21 protein-coding genes and 3 pseudogenes are annotated in these 24096 nt (G+C 61.5%); 9 read left to right on the forward strand and 15 right to left on the reverse strand.

Going from position 1 to position 24096, the window contains the following annotated elements; translation table 11 throughout:
• The coding region (locus GSQ89_RS29025; protein ID WP_158931615.1) for an IS6 family transposase at positions 1-541 on the reverse strand (541 nt) is incomplete at its 3' end.
• A gap of 105 nt (positions 542-646) precedes the next feature.
• Here GSQ89_RS29025 and GSQ89_RS29030 point away from each other — a divergent pair.
• Positions 647-1120 (forward strand): annotated as a pseudogene (locus tag GSQ89_RS29030) (transposase); the annotation flags it as partial.
• A 362-nt stretch (positions 1121-1482) separates the two neighbouring features.
• On the opposite strand, the pseudogene GSQ89_RS29035 reads toward GSQ89_RS29030, so the two are convergent.
• A pseudogene (locus tag GSQ89_RS29035) lies at positions 1483-2583 on the reverse strand (IS630 family transposase); the annotation flags it as partial.
• A 28-nt stretch (positions 2584-2611) separates the two neighbouring features.
• On the opposite strand from GSQ89_RS29035, the gene GSQ89_RS29040 reads away from it, so the two are divergent.
• Positions 2612-2914: a LexA family transcriptional regulator gene (locus GSQ89_RS29040; protein ID WP_158931616.1), complete on the forward strand. Its 303-nt coding sequence runs from the start codon at positions 2612-2614 to the stop codon at positions 2912-2914.
• On the opposite strand, the gene GSQ89_RS29045 is transcribed toward GSQ89_RS29040, so the two are convergent.
• Positions 2911-6036 carry an efflux RND transporter permease subunit gene (locus GSQ89_RS29045; protein ID WP_158931617.1) on the reverse strand — a complete coding sequence of 1042 codons (3126 nt, stop codon included), beginning with the start codon at positions 6034-6036 and terminating at the stop codon, positions 2911-2913. The genes GSQ89_RS29040 and GSQ89_RS29045 overlap by 4 nt on opposite strands.
• Positions 6033-7358: an efflux RND transporter periplasmic adaptor subunit gene (locus tag GSQ89_RS29050; protein ID WP_158931618.1), complete on the reverse strand. Its 1326-nt coding sequence runs from the start codon at positions 7356-7358 to the stop codon at positions 6033-6035. Before GSQ89_RS29050 ends, GSQ89_RS29045 begins: the two co-directional genes overlap by 4 nt.
• Before the next feature lie 398 nt (positions 7359-7756).
• Between GSQ89_RS29050 and GSQ89_RS29055 the strand changes: the two are divergent.
• A pseudogene (locus tag GSQ89_RS29055) lies at positions 7757-8425 on the forward strand (IS6 family transposase).
• A gap of 66 nt (positions 8426-8491) precedes the next feature.
• Here GSQ89_RS29055 and GSQ89_RS29060 read toward each other — a convergent pair.
• Positions 8492-9058: a lipocalin family protein gene (locus GSQ89_RS29060; protein ID WP_158931619.1), complete on the reverse strand. Its 567-nt coding sequence runs from the start codon at positions 9056-9058 to the stop codon at positions 8492-8494.
• 27 nt (positions 9059-9085) lie between these two features.
• On the opposite strand from GSQ89_RS29060, the gene GSQ89_RS29065 reads away from it, so the two are divergent.
• Positions 9086-9880, forward strand: coding sequence for a DUF1295 domain-containing protein (locus tag GSQ89_RS29065; protein WP_158931620.1), 795 nt, complete (start codon positions 9086-9088; stop codon positions 9878-9880).
• Between the two features lie 2 nt (positions 9881-9882).
• Here GSQ89_RS29065 and GSQ89_RS29070 read toward each other — a convergent pair whose 3' ends face one another.
• From GSQ89_RS29070 to GSQ89_RS29085, 4 genes are read right to left on the reverse strand one after another with little or no spacing between them, the layout of a single operon-like run.
• Complete coding sequence (locus GSQ89_RS29070) at positions 9883-10266, reverse strand: DUF2147 domain-containing protein (RefSeq protein ID WP_158931621.1); 384 nt, start codon at positions 10264-10266, stop codon at positions 9883-9885.
• Positions 10263-11495 (reverse strand): cyclopropane-fatty-acyl-phospholipid synthase family protein, encoded by a 1233-nt coding sequence (locus tag GSQ89_RS29075; RefSeq protein ID WP_158931622.1) that lies wholly within the window; start codon positions 11493-11495, stop codon positions 10263-10265. The genes GSQ89_RS29070 and GSQ89_RS29075 overlap by 4 nt, the downstream gene beginning before the upstream one ends.
• Positions 11492-12292 (reverse strand): DUF1365 domain-containing protein, encoded by an 801-nt coding sequence (locus GSQ89_RS29080; protein ID WP_158931623.1) that lies wholly within the window; start codon positions 12290-12292, stop codon positions 11492-11494. Before GSQ89_RS29080 ends, GSQ89_RS29075 begins: the two co-directional genes overlap by 4 nt.
• Complete coding sequence (locus GSQ89_RS29085; RefSeq protein WP_158931624.1) at positions 12289-13620, reverse strand: NAD(P)/FAD-dependent oxidoreductase; 1332 nt, start codon at positions 13618-13620, stop codon at positions 12289-12291. The genes GSQ89_RS29080 and GSQ89_RS29085 overlap by 4 nt, the downstream gene beginning before the upstream one ends.
• 175 nt (positions 13621-13795) lie before the next feature.
• Here GSQ89_RS29085 and GSQ89_RS29090 point away from each other — a divergent pair, with 175 nt between their 5' ends.
• From GSQ89_RS29090 to GSQ89_RS29110, 5 genes are read left to right on the forward strand one after another with little or no spacing between them, the layout of a single operon-like run.
• The gene (locus GSQ89_RS29090) at positions 13796-14353 is read left to right on the forward strand and encodes a sigma-70 family RNA polymerase sigma factor (RefSeq protein ID WP_158931625.1); all 558 of its coding nucleotides are present in this window, start codon (positions 13796-13798) and stop codon (positions 14351-14353) included.
• Positions 14350-14973: a ChrR family anti-sigma-E factor gene (locus GSQ89_RS29095; RefSeq protein ID WP_158931626.1), complete on the forward strand. Its 624-nt coding sequence runs from the start codon at positions 14350-14352 to the stop codon at positions 14971-14973. Before GSQ89_RS29090 ends, GSQ89_RS29095 begins: the two co-directional genes overlap by 4 nt.
• A 9-nt stretch (positions 14974-14982) precedes the next feature.
• Entirely contained in the window at positions 14983-15861 is an 879-nt protein-coding gene (locus GSQ89_RS29100; RefSeq protein ID WP_158931627.1) for an alpha/beta hydrolase, read from the forward strand.
• Entirely contained in the window at positions 15858-16880 is a 1023-nt protein-coding gene (locus tag GSQ89_RS29105; protein WP_174254946.1) for a cyclopropane-fatty-acyl-phospholipid synthase family protein, read from the forward strand. Before GSQ89_RS29100 ends, GSQ89_RS29105 begins: the two co-directional genes overlap by 4 nt.
• Complete coding sequence (locus tag GSQ89_RS29110; protein WP_158931628.1) at positions 16877-17443, forward strand: hypothetical protein; 567 nt, start codon at positions 16877-16879, stop codon at positions 17441-17443. Before GSQ89_RS29105 ends, GSQ89_RS29110 begins: the two co-directional genes overlap by 4 nt.
• A 237-nt stretch (positions 17444-17680) precedes the next feature.
• On the opposite strand, the gene GSQ89_RS29115 is transcribed toward GSQ89_RS29110, so the two are convergent.
• The 6 genes from GSQ89_RS29115 to GSQ89_RS29140 all read right to left on the reverse strand — a co-directional run bounded on the left by GSQ89_RS29115 (position 17681) and on the right by GSQ89_RS29140 (position 24091).
• Positions 17681-19084: an ISKra4 family transposase gene (locus GSQ89_RS29115; RefSeq protein WP_158931629.1), complete on the reverse strand. Its 1404-nt coding sequence runs from the start codon at positions 19082-19084 to the stop codon at positions 17681-17683.
• A gap of 119 nt (positions 19085-19203) precedes the next feature.
• Positions 19204-19404, reverse strand: coding sequence for an enoyl-CoA hydratase-related protein (locus GSQ89_RS29120; protein ID WP_216856460.1), 201 nt, complete (start codon positions 19402-19404; stop codon positions 19204-19206).
• 327 nt (positions 19405-19731) lie between these two features.
• Positions 19732-20382, reverse strand: coding sequence for an HpcH/HpaI aldolase/citrate lyase family protein (locus GSQ89_RS29125; protein WP_216856461.1), 651 nt, complete (start codon positions 20380-20382; stop codon positions 19732-19734).
• A 64-nt stretch (positions 20383-20446) separates the two neighbouring features.
• Positions 20447-21649 carry a pyridoxal phosphate-dependent aminotransferase gene (locus tag GSQ89_RS29130; protein WP_158931630.1) on the reverse strand — a complete coding sequence of 401 codons (1203 nt, stop codon included), beginning with the start codon at positions 21647-21649 and terminating at the stop codon, positions 20447-20449.
• Between the two features lie 8 nt (positions 21650-21657).
• Positions 21658-22455 carry an SDR family oxidoreductase gene (locus tag GSQ89_RS29135; RefSeq protein ID WP_158931631.1) on the reverse strand — a complete coding sequence of 266 codons (798 nt, stop codon included), beginning with the start codon at positions 22453-22455 and terminating at the stop codon, positions 21658-21660.
• Positions 22456-22609: 154 nt separating this feature from the next.
• Positions 22610-24091 (reverse strand): hydantoinase B/oxoprolinase family protein, encoded by a 1482-nt coding sequence (locus GSQ89_RS29140; protein ID WP_216856462.1) that lies wholly within the window; start codon positions 24089-24091, stop codon positions 22610-22612.
• Positions 24092-24096: the final 5 nt, after the last annotated feature.

A 24096-nucleotide genomic window follows, 5' to 3' on the forward strand; every position in this document is an offset into this window, starting at 1 on the left:
CCAGCATCGGTCGGACCCGCCGCTTGATCGCTCGATGATCCTGTTCGACGATGTTGTTCAGGTATTTGACCTGCCGGATCTCAATGTCAGCTTCACGCTCCGTGTTGTAGCTTTCGATCGCCGCCATGTTGGCGCCGCTCTTGTCGATCGTGATCTTCTCAGGAGTGCCATTCTGTCCGATCGCCTTGCGTAAGAAACGCAGGACGGCTTTGCGGTCCCGTTTGGCGGTCAACAGGAAGTCCACGGTGGCGCCGGCCTTGTCGACGGCGCGATACAGATACTTCCAAGCACCCTTGACCCTCACATAGGTCTCGTCCATTCGCCAACTGGCTCCCACTGGCCGCTTGCGGGCGCGGAATTGCTGGTCCAGCAGCGGGACGTACTTGAGCACCCAACGATTGAGCGTGGAGTGATCAACCTCCACGCCACGCTCCTGCATCATCTCCTCGAGCTGACGATAGCTGATCGGATACGCCACGTACCAGCGCAGACCCCACAGGATCACCTCCCGCTCAAAATGGCTGCCCTTGAACTTGATCATCGTCCTCAATCCCACCGAAGCCGCCCCAGTCGATCCTACGCCAAGCCCCGGCCACGAAAAAATTTGCGACAGAACCACCGGCTGGAGCCCCATATCCAGGCGGCGTTGCCGGAGTGGTCTCTCGCACCAGTTGTCGAAGCGCTGCAAGCGCTGCGTGGCGTCGCTCTGGTGGCCGCGGCCACACTGATGGCCAAGCTTGGAGATATCACCCGGTTTGGTAATCCCCGCGAGCTCATGGCATATCTCGGCTTGGTGCCGTCTGAGCACTCGAGCGGTCGCACACGCCGCCAGGGCGGCATTACCAAAGCTGGTAACGGCGCGGCACGACGAATGCTGATCGAGGCGGCATGGAGCTACCGCTTTCCGGCACGGATCAGCCGAGAGCAACTGTTACGCCAGGAGCGCCAGGCCAAACCGATCCGTGACATCGCATGGAAGGCTCAGGAGCGGTTGTGCCGACGCTATCGCACGCTCGCCCGCGCCGGAAAGCTGCCAACGGTGATCACCGCCGCGATTGCGCGCGAACTGGCGGGCTTCATCTGGGCGATCGCCAAACAGGTGCAGTCAGCGGCTTCCTGAACGCAGAACGGTAACGGTTGCACTCCAAGGGAGTCGCCATACGTCACTGCACATCCAATGCTGAGCAAGGTTGGGGGCACGGTCACGGCCAGGAGAACCCTCGAGGGTACTATCAGCCGGATCTCATCCGACGCTGGCCACTAGACCGAGGACGCTCCGCGACGCATCAAGGTCCGGCGGTAACCAACCCGCGCATCAGAGCATGATCAACCGTCGTTTCATGATCGTGCCTCCTGCCTTGCTCAGAGGCGGCCATGCTAAACAGCTTGAAGGACAGGCAAGCATTTTCTGTGCCTGCTACTTGAAATGGCGAACATGAGAGTACCTCGCCACAGTGATTTTGACTCCTTGGTTGTTGTTTCTGGATAGGCGGGTGCCAGCTTGTCGCGCGCTTTCTGCGTGGTGAACTTCCACTTGATCCGGTCGCCTGAGGCGTTGCGTTGTCGCTGCCAGGCTCCGATTTCGGCTATGAGGGTCTCTCGTTCGCCGAGGCGGCGATCCAGGCATTGACCGCGCAACACGCCGATCTCGATTTCCACCACGTTGAGCCAACTGGCATGTTTGGGTGTGTAATGAAACTCCAGGCGCTGAAGGATGCGGTGCGCCTCAGGCGCTGGAAAGGTTTCATACAATGCTCCCGGATTGTGGGTCGAGAGATTGTCCATCACCACGCGGATCAGTTCAGCATTCGGATAATGGATGTCGGCCAGATCGCGCATACAGAGGGCGAAGTCGCGCGCGGTTCGATGTTCGGTGACCTTCACATGGCGCCAGCATCGATGCGCATCGAGAAACACGAACAGATTGGCCGTGCCATTACGTCTATATTCGCAATCGTATCGTTCAGGCTGACCTGGCTCCGCCGGGATCGGCTCACGCACCTCGCCAATCAACTGGGTCGGACTTTCGTCGAAGCAAACCACCGGATGCTTTGGATCGGCTTCTTCGGCGTAGAGATCGAGAACGTCCTCCATACGCGCGACATAAGTACCGTCCACCTGCGGAATGCACCACATGTCCCGCCGCCACGGCTTCAGGTCATCCTCGGCCAGACGTCGGCGCACCGTCTCATATGACAACCCCTCATGCTCCGTCAGACTGACCATCGCGCCGGCCAGCAATTTCAGGGTCCAGCGCTTTCGGCCTTTGGGCGGATTGGAACAGGCCGTCGCAACCAGCAGCGCCGTCTCCTTGCCAGACAACTTGCGCGGCGCCCCTGCGCGCGTCTCCTCACTGAGCGCCAGTTCCAGATTGCCTTCCACGAAGCGTCGTTTGGTTCGGTAAACCGTGGACCCACCGACCGAGACGCTGGCGGCAATCATCTCGTCGCTGACGCCAGTGTCGGCCGCCAGCAGGATCTGGGCGCGTTTGAGTTTGCGCGCCGCATGCTTCCCGCCGCTCAGCATTGCCGTCAGGTGCGTACGTTCTGCCTCGCTCAGTTCCACCCGATACCGTATGTTCATCGCTGATCCCCCGCTGTCGAGGGCAACGATGAATCGCGCGGCCAGTGATTTTCTCCCGGTTTTCACGCCCAGGCAGGGCCAATATCTCGCGTTCATTCACGCCTATACGCTGGTGAACGGACGCCCGCCGGCCCAGGCGGACATCCAACGGTTCTTCCAGGTGACCCCACCTTCGGTTCACCAGATGTTGCTGACGCTCGAACGAGGCGGCCTGATCTCCAGGCGCCCCGGAGCACCCCGTAGTATTGCCGTTCTGGTCGATCGTTCCGATCTACCCGAGTTGGAGCCGGGATACGGTCAGCGGGTCAAAATCACTGTGACGAAGTACTAGGTGGCTGGCTGACGTTGTGACGCAGAGGACTCTGGCCGGCGGCCACGCAGCCGGTCGAGATAGATGTAAACCACCGGCGTCGTGAACAGCGTCAGCGCCTGCGACACGACCAGCCCGCCCACGATGGCGTAGCCCAGGGGCTGGCGGAACTCCGAACCGGTGCCGTTCATCAGGATCATGGGCACTCCGCCCAGCGCGGCGCAAGCGGTGGTCATCAGAATGGGTCGCAGCCGTTCGTGCGACGCCCGGCGAACCGCTTCCTCCCCGGTGAGGTTCTCGTCTTGCTCCAGACGCAGGGCGACATCGACGATCATGATGCCATTCTTCTTGACGATGCCGATCAGCAAAATGATGGCGATGATGCCGATCACATTCAGATTCTGTCCCACGGCGATCAGCGCCAGCAACGCGCCCAGGCCCGCGGAGGGCAGCGTCGAAAGGATCGTCAGCGGATGGATGAAGCTCTCATAAAGTACGCCAAGGATGACATAGACGGCCAGCATGGCGGCAGCGATCAGCAGCGGCTCACTGGCCAGGGATTGCTGGAAAGCCTGAGCGGTACCCTGGAAGGAACCGGTAAGACTGGCTGGCGCGTTCAGCTTGTCGCGGGCGGCTTGCACGACTTTTGTCGCCTGGCTCAGCGCGACGCCCGGGGCGAGGTTGAAGGACAATGTCGCCGCCGGATATTCGTCCTGGTGATTGACCGTCAGACTGCTGGTTGCCGTTGGATCGACCTTCACGAACACCGAAAGCGGAACATTCGCCCCGGTGATCGGCGACAGCAGATAGATCGAGTTGAACAGGTCGGTGGTGGCCTGCATGCCCGGTGGTGCCTCCACGATCACGTGGTAGCTGTTCTGTTGCGTGTAGTATTGCGTCACCTCGGCCTGTCCGATCAGGTCGTAGATCGCTGTATCGATGTCGGTCGGCGAAACCCCGAACCGCGCGGCGGCATCGCGGTCGATGATCAGATTGGTCGCAAGGCCCTGCGACTGCTGATCGGAACTGACATCGGTGAGTTCCGGTACGGCCTTCAACGCGGCCAGCAATTTGGGCGCCCAGGCGTCCAGCTCGGTTAGGTCGGGATCTGACAAGGTATATTGGTACTGCGCCTGCCCGGTGCGGCCGCCGACATTGATGTCCTGCGCTGCCTGCAAAAATGTCTGCACCCCGATAAGCTGTGCCAGTTTCGGCCGCAGTCGGACAATCACCTCATCCGCCGTGGCCTTCCGCCCACTGCTCTTCGGCTTCAGGGAAATCGTTAGATTCGCCTGATTGGTACTGGATGTTCCAACGAACATCGCCACCGCGGCGACGGCGTTATCCTGGCTCAGGACATTACCGACAGCCTGCAACTTCTGCTCGGTCTTGGTGAATGACGAGTCCTGCGACGTGATCATGACACCGCTGAGAAACCCAGTGTCCTGCTGCGGGAAGAAGCCTGTCGGAACGCTGACATAAAGCCAGATGGTCGCTGCCATAGTCACCAGAAAAACGAACAGTGTCAGCAGTTTATACCGCAGTACCATGTCCAGCGCGCGCACATAACCGGTTTCCATTTTGCGAAAGCCCGCCTCCAGCATCCGGGTGATCCGGTTGGATGGCGGCTTGGGAACCCGCAGGAACAGCGCGCACAGCATCGGCGTCAAGGTCAGCGACAGCACCATGGACAAGACCACCGCGACAGACAGGGTGACGGCGAACTCACGCATCAGCAGCCCGACCACGCCGCCCATGAACATCAGCGGCGTGAACACCGCGATCAGCGAGATCGAGATCGTCAGGATGGTAAAACTGATCTCGCCGGAGCCAGCCAGCGCCGCCTTCAATGGGGCTTCGCCGGCTTCGATGCGCCGCCAGATCACCTCCACCATGACGATCGCATCATCGACCACGAAACCCACGGCGATGGTCAGCGCCATCAGCGACAGGTTGTCGAGACTGAACCCCAGCGGCAGCATCACCGCCATGGTCGCCAGCAGGGCCAGCGGGATGACGACACTGGGAATCAGCGTCGCACGCACATTGCGCAGGAACAGGAAGATGACAGCCACCACCAGCACGATGGTGATCAGCAAGGTGATCTCCACGTCGTTGACCGAATCGCGAATGGTCTGGGTGCGATCCGCCAGCACGTGGATGGCAATGGCCGGCGGAATACTGGCCCGCAGGCCAGGCAGCGCCTTGGTGATCTGGTTCACTGTCTGGATGACATTGGCGCCGGGCATCTTGTAGATGATCAGCAGAATGCTTTGGCCGGCTTTCAGTATCGGATCGGTGTTGGCCTTGCCTGGAAAGGCCCACGCACCGATCTGGTTGTTCTCCACGTCCTGGGTGGCGCTGCCCAGATCCTGTAGCCGGATCGCGGCGCCGTTGTGGTAGCCCACCACCAGCTTGTTCCACGGCGCCAGATCCAGGATCTGGTCGTTTGCGTTGACGGTGAGGTTTTGCAGCGGTCCGTTGATGGCACCTTTGGGCGCATTGACGGTGCTGGCGACGATCTGGGTGCGGACGTCGTTGATCTGCAGTCCCAGCGCGGCGATCTTGCGGGGATCGATCTGGATGCGAATGGCGGGCTTCTGCTGTCCACCCAGCGTGACCAGCCCCACACCAACGATCCGCGAAATCTGCTGCGACAGGATGACGTCGGCAAAGTTGTCCACCTGTGCCAGCGGCAGCGTGTCCGAACTGAGCGACAGGATCATGATCGGCGCGTCGGACGGATTGACCTCACGCAAGCTTGGTGCGCTCGGCAGATTGCTGGGCAACTGGGCACTTGCCGCGGTGATCGCCGCCTGGATCTGCTCGAAATCGGTGTTGATGTCCTGCGTCAGTTCGAATTGCAGGGTGATGGCGGTCGAACCCAACGAACTCACCGAGGTCATCTGGCTGATGCCGGGAATCAGCGAGAATTGCCGCTCGAGTGGAGTGGCGACGTTCGAGGCCATGGTCTCGGGGCTCGCGCCGGGAAGCGTTACACTGACCTGGACGGTCGGAAAATCCACGTTCGGCAGCGCCGCCACGGGCAGGCTGACATAGCCGGCGATTCCCACCAGCAGGAAGGCGAGCGCGATCAGCGTGGTCGCGACCGGACGATGGATGAAGGGGCTCGAGAGGCTCACTTGGCTGGCTGTTGGGCTTGCGGGGCCGGCTGCGCGGGTTGCCCGGGCAGGGGTGCCGCGGCCGGCTGCGCTGCTGCGGCGGGCTGACCGGGTTCGGTCGGCGGGGTTGCCGGTGCCGGCGGCACGACCTTGACCGTCGAGCCGGCGGTCAGGGTCATCTGGCCATCAGTGACCACGGTCTGGCCCGACGTCAGACCGCTGGTGACGACCGCTGTCGTGCCCTCGGTCTCGTCAACCTTGATTGGCTGCACCGACACCGTCTGGTTGGCCCCGACCACATAAGCGAAGGTGCCGTTCGGCCCGACATTGACCGCCGCCGCCGGGATCGTAATGGCCTTGGACAGTGTCTGCAGCGTCAATCGGACATTCACGAACTGGCCCGGCAGCAGCAGATCCGCGGTATTGGCGAAGCGCGCCTTCATTTTGACGGTGCCGGTAGTGGGATCCACCCGGTTGTCGGCAATGCTCAATTCGCCGGTGCCCAATGAGGCTCCGGTGTCCTGGCTGATCGCCTCTGTCGCCAACGGCGTACGAAAACCGTTGGAAGCCTTTGCCAGGCGCTGATAATCACCCTGGGGAATCGAAAAAATGACTGCGATCGGCTCGATCTGATTGACGATCACGATGCCGACCGGACCCGTCGTCGAACCGGTCGTGCTCGTTGTATTGCTCGTTGCCCCCGTGGTCACATAATTGCCCGGGTCAACCGAGCGCACGCCGACTCGCCCGTCGATCGGTGAAGTGATGCGGCACCAATTGAGGTTGACCTGGGCACTGGCCACGATGCCCTGGTCGAGCAAGACGGTTCCCTCGTCCTGCTTCACCAGGGCGGCCTCGTCGGCATAGGTCTGGTTGGCGATCGAGTCCTGTTTGACCAGCGTGGCATAGCGCGCGAGATCGACGCGCGCGCCGGCGAGCAAGGCCTGATCGCGCTGCAGCGTGCCCTGCGCCTGGGTAAGTGCCGCCTGATAGGGCGTCGGATCGATTTGGGCGAGCAGTTGACCCGCTTTGACGTCGGTTCCCTCGACGAAGTCCACGCTGCGGAGGATGCCGCTGACCTGGGCGAGGATGGTGTCGCTGGTCCAGGCCTGCGCCGCACCCAGGGTAGTAACGGAAACCGGAACGTCCTGCATCACGACCGCGACCGCCGAAACGGAGACAGCAGCGGGTTTGGCCGGCGGGACGGGTTTCTTATGGAAAACCACCCATGCCAACAGAACGACGGCCACGGCCACGGCCACGGCCGCCGACGCCGCAACGACCCAGCGACGCCGCCGAGGCCGCGTCCGGAACAATGAGGGTGCAAGCGCTTGGTCGTTCATTCGATGGTCGTTTCCCGCGAGTGAGGGATTGGACGGGCCGCGCTCCGGAATGACCCTGACTGTCTGGCGGGGAACTGCGCGGCGATAGGGATGCTTATCTGGGCCTTTGGCAAGTTTGGGGCGTCAAACATTACCGTGACCTAAGCCGAGATTCGGCCATGCCCTTGCCGCAGTCGGGACAGATGCAGGCGCCGTCATCGGAGGGGGATGCACGACCTCCTCTGCCGCGACAGGTGCTCGGGCTCTGATGGCACCTCGGCTTGAAGCGCTCACGGATGGCGATCTTCAGACCGGCCATTTCGGCTTTCTGATGGTCTCGGCCTGGTTCTGTCGCAAACTTTGCCGACTGGCTTGCGGCGCTTAAGTTACCGTCGACGGTTTCAACGGATCAGCAAACGATGATCGAATTCAAAGACAGTCACTTCGAGCGGCCGTCATCCTGTGGGCTGTCCGCTGGTATGTGGCGTTTCCAATCAGCTACCTCCAACTCGAGGAAATGATGGAGGAGCACGGCGTGGAGGTTGACCACGCAACACTCAATCGATGGGTTCTCAAATATGTGCCACCGTTGGAGCAGGAAGTTCAAACGCGCAAGCGGCCGGTGGGCCCCAGTTGGCGAATGGACGAGACTTATGTGAGGTGAAAGGCAACTGGAAGTACCTGTATCGGGCTGTCGATAAGCCCGATGCCACGGTCGATTTCCTGCTGGCCGCCAAGCGCGATCGCAAAGCTGCATTGATGTTTTTACGCAAGGCGATCAAGAGGAACGGTACGCCCGTGAAGATCACGATTGACAAGAGCGGTGCCAATACCGCGGCGATCGAAAGCCACAATGCCGAAACTGAGGCAGGCATCGAGATCTGTCAGATCAAATACCTCAACAACATCGTCGAACAGGGTCACCGAGTCATCAAGCGGCTAGTGCGACCGATTCTGGGGTTCAAGTCCTTCCGGTCAACCGCGGTGACGCTCTCCGACATCGACTCATGCACCTGATCCGGAAGGGCCAGTTGGTGCCGACGGGAAAAGTGCGTCCGGCGCAGCAATTCTATTCGCTAGCGGGATAAACTCAGTCCATACTCTCGAGTTTGCATGTCCGCCCGGGGATTTTGCGACAGAACCGGTATCATGGTTCATTGCAGCCCTGGGGAATATTGCGTCGGAAACTCAAGCTTGCTCGTATCGTAGCCCAAAGCCTGGGCCCGCTGCACGAGCATCTGGATGATATCAGCCGAAGGTCTTGCCGCCCGCGTGAACAACGAGATATTTTCAAACGCCGGGTCCGACACGACGAACCAGCCGTAATCGTCGCCATGATCCAGCATCCAATATGTCCGCCAAACCGGGAAAAACCCCCAGACGGTGTAGTGCACGGAAACCTTCGTGTTCCGACCGGGATCAAGGATCGTGACCGGCCCCTTGTACATTTTCTCTGCGCCTTCTGGCGTCGTCATATGGCAAGCGTCACGATCGATCAGTTGCCCATCCGCCCAGCGACTGTAATCGGTCGTGCCTGCGACGCACCTATCGGTCAATTTCATGGGGGTACGACCGATTTCATACCAACGCCCTGTATAAAAGCGCGCAATATCGATGGCTTTCGCAGGTTCCGGAGCCACCGGCTTACTTTCCATTAAGGAGCATCCTGACAACGCCATGATCCCCAGGGCCGCCAACCCACAACGCAGATACTGTTTCATCGCGATCCCTTTTCTTGAGGCTCTGACATGATAATCCTTGCCCTTGGTATCCTGGCCGCGATGCTGGTCATCATGGCGAGCGCCTGGATATTTCAGAGAGCGACCGGCAACGCCGGCTGGGTCGATGTATTCTGGACCTACGGCACCGGTGCCTGCTGCTCTGCGGCAGCGCTGATGCCGATTGCGCCCAGTGACGGCATCTTCTGGCGCCAGTCGATGGTGGCGGCGCTGGTCGTCCTCTGGTCGTTGCGCCTGGGCACCTATGTCGCGATCAGGGTCGCCACCGGGCCAGAGGACGTGCGTTACGCCAGTATCCGCCGGGACTGGGGCCGGGCGTTTCAATCGAAGATGATCGGACTGATCATCGTCCAAGCACCCATCTCGGCCGTTCTGGCAGTCGCTATCCTGTTCGCAGCGCGACAACCGGCCCCGACCTTCCGATGGGAAGATGCGCTTGGCGTATTGATCCTGCTCTGTTCGGTCGGCGGCGAGGGTCTCGCCGACAGCCAGATGAAGCGCTTCAAGATGGATCCCGCCAATCATGGGCAAGTCTGCGACGTAGGACTCTGGGCCTGGTCGCGCCATCCGAATTACTTCTTCGAAGCCTTGCTGTGGCTGGCCTATCCGGTCATCGGCATCGACCCGGGCCAGCCGTGGAGCTGGCTCACATGCCTGGCCCCTGCATTGATGTTCATCGTCCTGCGCTTCGGCACCGGCGTGCCGCCACTGGAAGCGGCGATGCTGCGGTCGAGGGGCGACACTTACCGGCGCTATCAGGAGCGCGTATCGCCCCTGATGCTCTGGCCACCCAAACGGACCTGAGCTTATTGGACTCGCGTCCATTCGGCGGTCTTGCACAGCACGCCGAACAGGACGCAGCCACGGGTCTCCATGCCCGACGGCCCGAGAGAGATATGCATCGAATAGCTCATGTCTCGCCGCTTGTCGTAGGCACGGCCGGAAAGATCGGAGGGCGTGTTCGGTTTCAGCGTCATCACCAGCGTATCGCCCAGCTTCTCGTTTCCCTTGGGATCACGGACCCAGGTGTTGACGGCGCAGACCGCATCGCCGCAGGGCGCGATGTTGATACGCGTTGCACCATCCTGCCGTGCCCAGTTGCCGGTCAGACTGGCGCTGCTCGCATTTCCGGCCAAGGCAACCATGGGCATCCACAGGGTCGCCAACCCAAGCAGGTTGACACGGGTCATCGGCGATGTCCCAGCCGCCATAGGCCCACGTCGATGGCTCCGGATCGGAAACCTGCCTCACAATAGGCGAGGTAATAGTCCCACATCCGCTTGAACCGCGGCCGAAACCCCATGGCGGCGATCGACGGCCAAGCCGCCTGGAAGCGCTCGTGCCAAATGTCCAGGGTCCGCGCATAGCTGCCGCCAAAGGTCTCCACCATTTCGACGCGCAGCCCGGCCCGCTCGATCTGCTGGCGTAATTTGGCCGGCGCCGGCAGCATGCCGCCCGGAAAGATATAGCGCTGGATGAAATCCACATTGCGCCGGTACGCGGTGAAGCGATCGTCGGATATGGTGATGGTCTGCAAGACAATGCGGCCACCCTCGGCCAACAACGCGCGCAGCTTGTCGAAATAGACCGGCCACCACGCTTCGCCAACCGCCTCCAGCATCTCGATCGACACGATCCGGTCGAAGCGACCTTCGATCTGACGGTAGTCCTGCAGCCGCAGATCGGCATCCATTCCAGCGCCCGCGAAACGAGCCCGAGCATAGCCAAGTTGAGCGGGAGAAAGCGTCACGCCCGTCAGCCTGCCACCGGCCCGGACCACCCGCTCAGCCATGCCACCCCAGCCGATCCCAATCTCCAGCGCCGATTGTCCGGTCTGGAGACCCAGAAGCTGCAGAACGCGATCCTGCTTGGCCGTCTGTGCTGCCTCCAGTCCCCCATCCGGGCTGTCGAACAGGGCCGAGGAATAGCTCATTCCCTCGTCCAGCCAGCGTGCATAGAAATCGTTGCCGAGATCGTAGTGCTGGACGATGTTGCGCTTACTACCAGTCAACGAGTTGGCACGAGACAGATGAAGCAGGCGGTTGACGATCCTGGAGAAGACATTCTCCCCGTCGACACCGGGGACAGATGCCCGATTGCGCGCGAGCACCTCGATCAATGCTGTCAGGTCCGGGCTCGACCAATCGCCATCCAAATAGGCTTCGGCGAAACCAATATCACCACCCTGCAACAGCCGACGTAGCACGCGCCACCGATGCAAAATAAAGATGCCCACAGGCCCTTCTGCCGCGCCTCTCACACCAAGCCGGCGGCCATTGGGCAGAATCACCGTCAACGCCCCATAATCGAAACGCGATATCAATTGCCTGAAGACAAAGGCGGAAAATCCCGGACGTTTGCCGACTATCTTGTCGACCTGATCGGGTGTTGTCGTTTCCTTGAATGTCGTATCGCTCATGCGGTGTCTCTTTGTTCGATGATTGGCCAGACAATGCTGACGGGGTCGGCCGTCGGCTTTGGTCGGGCGTGCAGACGCATGCCCTTCCGCCAAAGTTTCAAAGCTTCCCAATGAATGCCACCCAGGACCTGAAGCGCCAGCATGGGATGGCGCAGGAAAAGCCGCAGCAGAATGCCGGTGCCCAGCGCCTGCCGACGTCCGGCAAAGCATGCGGACAGCATCAACCCTGCATGGTCATGCGCCTCAATCGCGATCACCGCGCGTCCCGTTGGCACCGCCAGGCGGAAATGATACCGCATCGCCATCGCCATGAAGGGCGAGACATAGAAGCGCTTATCACAGGACTGCCGATGGACGCCGTCGAGGGTTTCGGCCGCCGGAATTAGATAACTGTGCCGCTCTCCGAACGTATTATTGACTTCATACAGCACGGCACGCAGCTCGCCCGCAGGCCCATGGCAATAAAAGACACTCAACGGATTGAAGACAAATCCCAACACCCGCGGCATGCACAGCACCCGGATTGGACCGCCCTCGATCGAGATACCCGCGCGAGCCAGTTGATGTTCGATTTGAACACGTAATGGTGTGTCATCGCCGGCAAGGTGGTCGCGGCCATGAAAGCTGAACAGGTTGAAGTGATCGACCGAAAAAATCGGCAATACCCGGGACACCTGTGTCAGCTCATCAAGATCGAGCAGCATGGTCAGCATGCGATACCGCAAGCGATGCCGCACCGGCCGCAATCGAGTATGGACAACGCTGCCGACATAGAGAGCGGACGCAAAACCCGTCACGCCGCTTCCGCCATTTGATGCAGATAGATCCGGCTGGACTCATCCCGCACGGCCCAGGGACGGCGGACGCCGCCCAGTGCTTCAGCAGCGGCGAGCCCGGATTGCAGCCCGTCCTCATGGAAGCCCGCGCCGAAATAGGCACCGCAATACCAGGTGCGCTTCACGCCCTGCAGCGACCACAGCCGGCGCTGCGCCTCCATCGCCCGCAAATCAAACATCGGATGCTCGTAGGTCTCGCGATGGATGACGTCCCTCACCACGGCCGCCACGCGAGGATTGAGCGTCACGAAAACCGGATCAAGACCAATCCACGGCTGCAATCGGTTCATCCAGTACGTCGCGCAGACCTCACCATCTGCCGCGTCATCGATGTAGTTCCAACTACACCAGACCTTGCGGCGCCGAGGCATCAGGGTTGGGTCGCGATGCATCACGGCGTCGTTGCGGCCATAGCGCAGCGCGCTCAGAACGGAGCGCTCTGCCTCGGTCGGATCGCTCAACATGGCCAAAGCCTGATCGGCATGAGCCGCGACGACGACGTGATCGTAGACCGCCTCTTCGCCAGCGGTATCAACGATGCTCACACCGTCATGCTTCCGTGTCAGGGACGTGATGCCCGTGCCAAGCCGGATGCGGTCAGCGAACGAAGCGCTGACACGCTCGACATAGACGCGCGAGCCGCCCGTGACCGTGCGCCATTCAGGGCGGTCCTTCAGGCGCAGCAGCCCATGATTGTCGCAGAAGCGCAAAAACGACGTGACCGGATAATCCAGCATACCGTCGCTAGGGGCTGACCAGATCGCCGCCGCCATGGGCAGCAGATGGTCGCGGATGAACGCCTCGCCATATCCGTTGGCGACAAGGTAATCGCCAAGCGACTGCGGACGTTCCATCAGCGCCAGTGCGTCGCGGGTCCCTTCGCGATAGAACCTCACCAGGTCACGCAGCATCGACCAGAACCGCGGCCGCAAGAGGTTACTTTTCTGCGCGAACACCCCGCCAAGGTCGGTGCCGGCATATTCCATGCCGCCGTTGCGCAGTGACACGGCAAATGACATGTCGGACGCTTCGGTCGGAACGCCCAGATATTGAAAGAATGCCGTCAGGTTTGGGTAAGTCTCCGGGTTGAAGACGATGAAACCCATGTCGACTTGCGCGGTGCCCCCAGGTCCCGGCACAGCGATCGTGTTGCTGTGACCACCCAGGCGCGACGCTTTCTCGTAGACGGTCACATCATGGCGTTGATTCAACAGCCAAGCCGCAGACAGCCCTGAAATACCCGTCCCGATGACGGCGATGTTGAGCTTGCCTCCGTGCCTCTGCGCCATGCTGGGAAAATCTCCGATTATATGTTTCCCCTACGATTAGGCGGCCCATCTGGATCACCGTCGGGCAACTGATCCAATATCGCGGGCCGCTCGTAGTGAGTGCGTGTATGTCTCGCCCGAGCATTTTCAGACCCGCCCGATATCCCGGACGGATGAAACGCCGGATCGGCCGCTGATGGCGGTTGAGCCGGGAACACAGTCTTATGAAAGACTGATCGTTGCTATCGCTCAACGGCGCGACCGAACCGCTTTCACCGCGCTGTTCGGGCACTTCGCGCCGCTGGTGACGGCATATCTCCGGAAAGCCGGCATGGGCAGTGCTGTGGCGGAAGACATGATGCAAGATGTCCTGCTGACAGTATGGCACAAGGCCAGTCAGTTCGATCCTGCCCGCGCGAATGCCAATGCCTGGATTTTCGGGATCGCCCGCAACCTGCGGATTGACGCGCGACGCCGCAGCCGGTTGGTCGTGCTGGCGGCGGACCCCTCGGAAGACACACCGCCAGTTCCTCTGTCCGACGGGCTCGTTGCAGCAGCACGAAGTGCGGTCGCGATCCGCAACGCCATCGAAGCCCTGCCAACCGACCAGGTGAGCATCCTGCGGCTGGCCTTTTTCGAAGACCTTTCCCACAGCGAAATTGAACGTAAGCTGGGCGTGCCTCTGGGCACTATTAAGTCGCGCTTGCGACTGGCCATGACGAAGCTGCGCCTTGCGTTGAAAGAAGAGCGATGATCAAGCACCACCCTTCCGAGACGACCTTGCTGACCTACGCGACAGGCGCGCTGGTGGTGGCACACGCGCAGGTCGTGGCGGTCCACGTCGCATCCTGCCCCCATTGTGTCCAGCAATTGCAGGTGTTGGTGGCGGTGGGCGGCGCCTTGCTCGAAGAGTTGCCGCCGGCACCTTTGGCATCGGACGTACTCAGCCGGACCATGGCACGTCTGGACGGACCACCACCTGTCGCACCGGCATCGATCCGTTCCGATACCAACTCCGCATTGCAATCCTTGGCGATGGGACGGTGGCGCTGGTGCGGACCCGGCATCCAGATGATGAAGTTGGCGCGGCGCGACGCGTCCGGCACCCGTCTGGACCTCATTCGCGTGGCGCCGGGTGTTGCACTGCTGGAGCATGGCCATACCGGCTTCGAGACCACCGCTGTGCTGCAAGGCGCTTTCGACGACGGCGTCGATCACTACCATCAGGGCGATTTTGCCGAGGCTGACGGCACGCTCGACCACCAGCCCAAAGCGCTGGCGGGACCGGAATGCATCTGCCTTATCGCCACCAGCGGTCGCCTTAGCCCCCGAGGACTCCTGGGACGCCTGGTGCGGCCACTATTGGGCATGTGAGCCGGACGGATGCGTCGCTTCCTTACGGTTCTCGCCGCCATTGTCATGCTTGCCGGTTGTTCGCCGGCGACGATCCTGAATGCGACGGCGCCGCGCATCGGTGTCACTCGCATCACCGGTATCTCCTACGAACCCGGATCAGCCGGCCATCTGGATGTTTATAGGCCCTCTGCCGTCTGCACCGGCGCGCCGGTGGTTGTGTTCTTCTACGGCGGCGGCTGGGAGGACGGAAATCGCGCCATGTACCGTTTCGTCGGTGCGGCACTGGCCATACGCGGCATTGTCACTGTCATTCCGGACTACCGACTGTACCCCCAGGTCCGGTTCCCCGCCTTCATGGACGACGCCGCGGCTGCCGTTGCCTGGACCCAAGAAAACGTCACCCGATACGGCGGCGATCCTCGGCATCTGTTTTTGATGGGCCATTCGGCCGGCGGTCAAATCGCGACGTTGCTTGCCCTCGACACCCACTACCTGAAGACCGCCGGCGTCGATCCGTCCGTGATCGCCGGTGTCATCGGCTTGTCAGGCCCCTACGACTTTCTTCCCCTCACCGATCCGACCTTGCAAAAGATTTTTGGACCCAAGGATACCTGGCCATCCTCTCAGCCGATCAACTTCGTGACGCGAACGGCGCCACCGATGCTGCTGGCGACCGGGACATCCGATACCACCGTTTATCCCCGCAACACCGAACATCTGGCCGCCAAATTGCGCAGCGCGGGCGTCTCCGTCGAGGAACGGCATTATCCCCATCTTGGCCACGAGCTGATGATCGGCGCCTTCGCCACGCCCCTATCCCTCCTCGCGCCGACCCGGCGCGACACCATCGACTTCATCACCGCCCACCACCCCATCTGCGCCACAACCTCAGCGAGGGTCCCGTGAACCTGGTCGCCGCCACCACTCGTGCCGTCGAACGCCTACCGCTGCCGGATAGCATTACCCGCGCCGGCATCGCCATGCTGGTTAGTCGCACCAGCCGCAAGCTCGACCATACCGATCGGATGATCGAACAGAGCTTCGCAAGCGAAATGGACGCATTCCCGATCGCCGTCCGTCCCGACGCCGCCAACGACCAGCACTACGAATTACCACCCGAATTCTTCACATTGATCCTGGGGCCACATCGTAAATATTCCAGCTGTCTTTATGATGGCGCCTCGACCCTGGCCGAAGCCGAACGCCGTGCGCTAGAGGTGACGGCGGAACACGCGGATCTGTTGGACAACCACGACATCCTGGAGCTTGGCTGCGGTTGGGGATCGCTCTCGCTTTGGATGGCTGAGCGTTTGCCCAATGCGCGTATCACCGCAGTCTCCAACTCTCACGGTCAGCGAGGATTCATCGAATCCCAGGCATCCGCGCGAGGTCTCCGCAATCTACGAGTCATTACCGCTGATATGAACGATTTCGATCCCGGCCAACGCTTTGACCGGATCGTTTCAGTCGAAATGTGGGAACATATGTCGAATTGGCAAGCACTTTTGAAGCGTGTACGCGGCTGGACCCGTGATGATGGCAGGCTATTCCTCCATGTCTTCAGTCACCGCACCCAGCCCTACCGTTTTGACACCGCCGACCGCTCGGACTGGATCGCCCAGCACTTCTTCACCGGCGGCATCATGCCCAGCCACAACATGATCCGTCATCTCAATGCCGATTTTGTTGTGGAGCAGGATTGGCGCTGGAACGGACAGCATTACTGCCGTACGGCTAGGGATTGGTTGGCCAACTACGACGCAAACATTGAAGCGATTAATCAGATCCTGACAGTGGTCTACGGCCAAGATGCCGCGCTATGGCGCCGGCGCTGGAGGTTGTTTTTCCTGGCGACAGCGGGACTCTTTGGCGCGCGGGGCGGTGATGCCTGGGGCGTCAGCCATTACCGCCTACGTCCCGCATGACCGTGCTGGCGTGGTTGAAAGCTTACGCCGCCCATGACGATCCGGCCACCCACGCGGCCAACATCGTGGCCATGGTTGTCGGCTGGAACGGCCTATTCTATCCAATCTACATGGTATTTCTGCTTGGATGGCAGATCGCAAGGCCGTCCCTTCTCACGACACTTGCCACTCCGTTTTTCCTCGCGATCCCTTTCATATCGAGGCGATCGTCGGTCGCCGGCCGTCTGCTGTTGCCGCTGATCGGCGCGGCAAACACGGTGTGGTGCCTGAAGCTGTTAGGGGGGGACAGCGGCATCGATCTGTTTTTTCTCCCCTGCGCTATCTTGGCTGTGTTGTTGTACCGCCGTAAGGAAAAGCCGTCTTTTCTGCTCGGCCTTTTCGTTCCGTTTCTATTGAACTTCCTGCCGACCACATTCTTGGGCGCACCACTGATCCTACTCAATAGCGGTCAGGCATCCTCCATGAGGACACTTAACGAAAGTTGCGTTATCTGTTTGATCGTCTTCATCGCTTTTCAGTTTTCCAGCCTGCTCCGCAATGGAGCGGATGACTGTAATTGTTGATTTATTGGCGAGCCATCGGGTCTGGCAAATGTCCGCCTTTGGACGCACCAAATTTGGCAGTGGGCGCCGGGTTGGGTTGACAGCTGCCATTTACGCATACACACGAGGCGGCCACGATATTGACCGCGTGACGTGCTACTCTGGCCAACGCCCGCCGCGGGCCGGCTTGTGATAGATTGCCTTGTACGGCCGGATTGTGCAGATTGCCCTTGAGAGCACGCAATCCTGTGGGGTTCATTACGCTGCCAATGCGGCTATTTCATTGCCGTTTGCGAGGCGGAAGCCGGGATAGCGACGACAGAAGGCGTCCTCGAGCGTATCGTTCAGCACCGCTGTTCGCACGTCGAGGAAGGGCTGCACTGTTGCCCTGTTCCAGCGCATCTGCTGTTTCTTGTTCATGCGTTTGGCGATGATCTCGTTGACGGCACTCTCCACGAATGAGGTCGAGATCGGTTCGCCATTCCGGCGCCGAGCGGCGTAATGGGCCAGCGCTCCCTGGTTCCGCTCGAGGTAGGCCAGCAGATCGCTGACATGGTGTTCCAGGCGCCCGATGCCAGCTATTCCGTGTGTGGATGTACGCCGCGCCCAGCGGCAGAGCGCCGCGAGCTTGCGCCGGCATCCCGGCCAACGCCCATGCCACAAGCGCCACTTCGCACGCTTCAGTCCCTGAACCGCCTCGGCGGCTAGGTGCACGTCCGCCGCGCCAATGCCGCGAGCGGCCTGCAGGGCGTGTTCGAAGCGCACCGCGGCGTGCCACCAATCCAGCACGATTGTGGCATTCGGCAGCGCCTCGCGTTGCAGCCGCCACAGTCCGGCATCGCCGTCGCACAACACCGTCGCCGGCGTGTCCGCCGTTACGCCGGCCATAACGAGCGCTCGCTTGAACGCACCGGATGCAATCGCCGGGCTGTTGCGTGCGAAAGCGAAGCGGGACTGGCTGCACTGAGCGCCGATCACCTTGCCAGCGATCACTTCAAAATGCCGCTCGTCCCGCCGGTGCCGGCTGCGGACGTAACCGCCATCAAGCCCCACAACGACGGGTTCGGCTGGCCGCGGCGTCGCCGTCGTTGTGACAGTCGGCTGCACAACGGCCTCACCGATCCGCATGGTTCTGTTCCGCACCGTGCCCGCGTTCGGTGCCCCGCTCACAGGCAACAGCTCCGACAGGAGATCCGCGACCTTGCCAAATGGCGCCAGCGCCGCATATCGCGCCGTCACATAGGCCAGTTCGGGCGCCACGGTCGCGGCCTCGAGGTCGAACGCGGCGAAGCTCTTTGCTTCGCACCCATTCTGGCAGGGACAGGTGAGCAAGCGCCGAATCCGAATTGGAACGTCGCCGAACAGCGAGCGGAATGTCGCGGTGTAATGCCCCTTGCTGGATAGCCGACGCCCGCAAGCCGCACAGGTGCAGTGATGCTCATCGGCGATCGTCACCTGTGTCGGGATAATCTCCGCCTGGAGGGCGGAGGTGAGCTGCTTCGCCTCGGCGAGACGGAGCCCGAGGTCGGACAGGCTTGCCTGCTGATCGCGTTCAATGCGTGCCACTTCGACCTCCGTCGTCTCACCGGCCTGCAACTCCGTCACCAGCTTGACCCGCCACACCAGTTTCTCCATCAGCTCCCCCTCGTCCCGTGAGCTCAAGATCTACCGTAACCGGAACAAACCCCACAAGTTTACATGCTCCCTCGACTGCTTCGCGCCAGCAGAGTGTGCCAACTTCTTCCGGCACGCCGGATATTTCCAGTCAGCCTGAAAACGCTCTAGTGATCCAGGTCGAGACCTGCCGAGAACACCCTGCCCGTCCCGGTTAAAATGACAGCGCAGTCCTCGAACTCAGTTTCGAGGCAATCGAACGCGGCGTGAAGATCGTCAAAGAACGGCGGGTTTTGCGCATTGACCTTGTTCGTGTTCATCGTGACCATGGCGACGTGGTCGTGCCTGCGTTCGATCGTCCAGGGCATAATGATCCTCCTCCATGTTTCGCGAGCGGTCGGTCATTTGCGCGCAAAAGTCCCGCTCTCAGTTGATCGCGCATGGAATCGACGAGTTCCTTAGGATAACTGCTAGCCTTGTAAGCCGAAGTATAGATGAAAACGAGCACCGCGAACTGCAGCTGTTGAACGAAGCGGACGTGAGCACCGCTGAATGCCTGAAAGCCGGTCTCCAGACCAATCAGCGCCTCTTCGCCATCGGGATGACGGCGATCGCACCGGGGGAACTCGCCTCGGCCAGCCCGCACGGTGCAAGCGTGGTCTCTCGACCCCTGATAGCGATCATCGAGGCTCTCTCTACCCCGAAGCCAAGGCACGCATACGCTTCAGCCCCACGCGCAGAAAGGGATCGGAGTGGATGTAGAAAAATTGCACGCCCGCCGTGACCCAACGCGCGATCTCGTGTTCAAAAACCAACGTTCCCGCAATTTTCCCCGCCTCTCGGATCTTCGCGACTGCGCCCGCGACGGCGTCCTGAACCGGCTGCGGCCGCTCTTCGCCCAACGGGACGCTCGGAAGATACCCCATTGACTGGGACAGGTCGCCCGGACCGATGAACAGGACGTCGACGCCGTCCACCTTGAGGATTTCGTCCAGGTTCGCGATCGCCTCCAGTGTCTCGATCATGCAAATCACCAGGCGATCTTCATAATCCGTCGGGCAAGCGTAGCGCATCGTCTCCATGATCGCGCGAGCCTGTGTAGCGGTTTCCACCATCGGCACCATCAGGCCGTCGGCGCCGCAGTTGAGATAGCGAATCATAGTCGAGCGCTGATGTGAGTCCGGTCGGACAATGCCACCGCCGCCCGCACCACGCGCGGCAGCCGCTATAGCACGCACCTCCTCGAAACTGGCACTGCCATGTTCGCAGTCCAGGAACACCGTGTCGGCACCCAACTCGCATAACCGAGCCGCCAATCCGGAGGACACGTGGTGTGCGTTGACCATCAGCAGTCGTTCGCCGTCTGATAGCCGGCGGCGCAGGGAGGCTCCGATCATCGCGATAGTCCTTTCACTGTAAACCGTGGCAGAACGCCTGAATGCGGGCACACCCTTCGCGTAACGACGCGGTGTCCGTTGCATACGACACGCGCACGTATGGGCTCATCCCGTAAGCGGATCCCTGCACGGTGGCGACGTGCTTTTCCTCCAACAGGGCCGCGACGAAGTCGGTGTCGGTGTCGATCCGCCGGCCACCCTGACTGGTCTTGCCGAGGCATCCGGCGATATTCGGAAAGACGTAGAATGCACCTTCCGGCTTGTGGCAGCTAATGCCAGGCGCCTGGTTTAAAAGATCGACGACCAGATCACGGCGTTCACGATACACCGCTGCTCGGTCGCGCAGGAAGTCCTGCGGGCCATCCAGCGCCGCGATGGTTGCCGCCTGCCCGACCGTGGAGACGCCGTTGGTCGATTGGCCCTGCACGTTGTCCATCGCCTTGATCAGCGCCGCGGGACCGCCGCAGAAGCCAATACGCCAGCCGGTCATCGCGTAGGTCTTGGACGCACCGTTCACCGTCAGCGTCCGCGTCTTCAGGCGTGGCTCGACTTCGGCGATCGTGCAGAACCTGAACCCGTCATAGATCAGGTGTTCATACATATCGTCCGTCATGATCAGGATGTTCGGATACCGCAGCAGCACGCTCGCGATCGCCTGCATGTCGTCGCGTGAACAGGCCGCACCGCTTGGATTGTTCGGAAAATTGAACAACACCCACTTGGTCCGCGGCGTGATCGCCGCTTCCAGCGCGGCTGCCTGAAGCTTGAAGCCGTTGTTCTGTGGGCAGTTCACAAACACCGGGGTTGCACCAGCGAACTTCGCCATATCGGCGTAGCTGATCCACGCCGGAGTCGGAATGATCACCTCATCGCCGGTATTGCAGGTCGCCATCAGCGCATCGAAAATCGCCTGCTTTCCGCCGTTGGCGATCAGGATCTCCTCCAGCGCGTAGTCGAGGCCATTGTCACGACGGAATTTACGCCGCACCGCCTCCTTCAACGCTTTCGTTCCGCTGACGGGCAGATACTTGGTGTCGCCGGCCAGCGCGGCTGCGTGCGCCGCGGCGATGACATGGTCGGGTGTGGCGAAATCGGGCTCACCCATGGCCAACCCGATGACCTTGACACCGGCCGCGCGCAACTGGCGGGCCTTCTCGGCCATCGCGGTGGAGGCGGATTCCGCGACGCCATTCAAACGATCGGCTAACGTCCACATGGCTGGGCTCATTTCTCCGAATAGGATGGACGTCCGAAATCGCGGCTGATCTCGATGTCCGGCCCCTGGTCGCGGGGGAAGGTCGGTGATATCGGCACTTCTTCGATTGTCGTTCCGGCAGGCAGGGTGCAGCACAGCAGGATGACCTGGGCGACGGCGTCGGGGTCGATCATCCGCGTGCGTTCCTCGGCCGTAGGCGGGCGCGCCCGTGTGTCGAGGATCGGGGTATCCATTTCACCCGGCAGGATGGTGGTCGCGCGCAGCCCCTGGTGGCGATAGGTGGCGCGCAAGTAGCCCATGAAGTTGCCGACGGCCGCTTTCGCGGCGCCGTAGGGCGCGCCGCCCAAAAGGTTCGGCCGCACCGCGGCCAGCGAGGACACCGTAATGATGCTCCCTTCCCCACGGTCCAGCATGTCGGGCAACACTGCCTTCACAGCTGCATAGACAGAGGTCAGGTTGGCGGCGATGGTCTCATCCCACTGGTCGTCGGGCATCCAGCGAAGGTTCTTGACCGACGGCGCCGACCCGGCGTTGTTCACCAGGATGTCGACCGGACCAGGGTCCGTTCGGATCGCGGCGAACAGCGCGGCGACATCCGCCGGGATCGCCAGATCGCAGGGCATCGCTCGCGCATCGCCACCGGCCGCGACGATCGACGCAGCGACGTCTTCAAGCGGAACGGGGCGACGGCCAACCAGCACCGTCCGCGCACCTGCCTGGGCCAGTCGGCGTGCGGTAGCGGCACCGAGGCCGCTGCCCGCCCCCGTCACCACGGCGATGCGCCCGGTCAGAGGGCGATCAGACATGGCGATAATCCCCGGCGGCGCCTTGCGGCGTCACGAGGCCCTCGCGCAAGTCGTTCTCAATCAGCGCTGGAACGCGTTGCAGCGGGTCGCCCCAGCCGCCTCCGCCGGGAGTCTCGATCAGCAGGGCCTCACCGTGCTGCAGAACGACGCGCCCCTAGGACGGCGCCGGTTCATTGCCGCGGACCACCCGGCCCGGCGCGCCATCGGATCCACCCAGCACCCCAAAACACGGATATTTCACATGTTCGGTGTTCATATAAATGCTCATCGGCGCACCGGAGATGTTGCGGATCACGCCCCGCTGACCAAGCCCGCCGCGATATTCCCCCGCCCCTCCGGAATCGGCGATCAGTTCCTTACTTTCGATCACTACTGGGACGGAGCGTTCATAGATTTCGACCGGCGTGACCTTGCAGTTTGACGGAAAGCTCAACGTATCGTTGCCATCCAAGCCTGACCGCCCGCCCTGACCGCCATGGAAATTCTGGATGCTGCTGAACGGTTGCCCGTTGGCACGTACACCGGTGCAGTTGATGCCCCAGATCGGGGCCCCACCACTGTCTGCCTGAACACGGTCGGGAAGCACCTCGGCCATCGCCCGGAAAATCAAGCTGGGGATCGTATGACCCACAAGGTTGCGCGCCGCCCCCGCCGCGGTCGGGCGCGGGTTGAGGATCGACCCCTCTGGCGCCTCATCCGTGCAGGGGATCGCACAGCCCTCATTATTCGGCGATGTCGGGTCCAGCAGGCATTTCAGCGCATACAGGCTGTGCGCGATGCGATAATGCGGTGCGACGTTGATGCCGTTTTCCACCTCGCCAGACGTTCCCGCGTAGTCCACGTGAATGCGGTCGCCAATGACGTGGACGGCGGCTTTCAGAGTGACGTCCTCATTCACGCCGTCCAGTTTCATTTCGGCTCTATACACGCCGTCGGGCACCTCGCGGATGGCGCGCCGCATGTAGTCCTCGGACCGTGAGTAGATCGCCCTTGCCAGATCGGTCAGCGTGTCGAGCCGGTATTCCTCCAGGAATCCCACGACCTCGCGCCGCATCACCTCGTTCGCCGCGACCATCGAGTTGATGTCGCCCAGTACCTCCTCAGGCAGCCGCGAAGACGAGGCGATGATATCGAACACATCCTGGTTAATGACGCCCTCGTTGAAGAACTTCAGGATGGGCAACCGGATGCCTTCTTCGAAGACATCGACGGAATCCGGCGATTGCGGGCGTCCGCCGACGTCGGGCAAATGCGCGATACAACCCGCGTACGCGACGATCCGGCCCTGATGGAAGATCGGTGTCACCATCACCAAGTCCGGCGGATGACCGGTGCCGATACGCGCATCGTTGGTCGCCAGCACGTCGCCGGGCTTCAATGTTCCCGGCGGGTGGACACGAAAGAAATGCTCCTTCACCGCCATCGGCAGGGTGGAGATGAACACCGGGATCGCCAGCGTGCATTGCGCCAGCGCGTTGCCGTCCGGATCCATCAGAACGGTGACGTAATCATGATTCTCCCGCACGATGGGGGAAAACGCGGTCCGCCCGAGGGCCAGATCGGCCTGGTCGGTGATAAAGACCAGGCGGTTCCACATCACCTGAAGCGCGACCGGATCGTTGAAGTCGATTTCCATGGTAG

The sequence above is a fragment of the Acidisphaera sp. S103 genome, from assembly GCF_009765975.1.
In the GTDB taxonomy this organism is placed as follows: domain Bacteria; phylum Pseudomonadota; class Alphaproteobacteria; order Acetobacterales; family Acetobacteraceae; genus Rhodopila.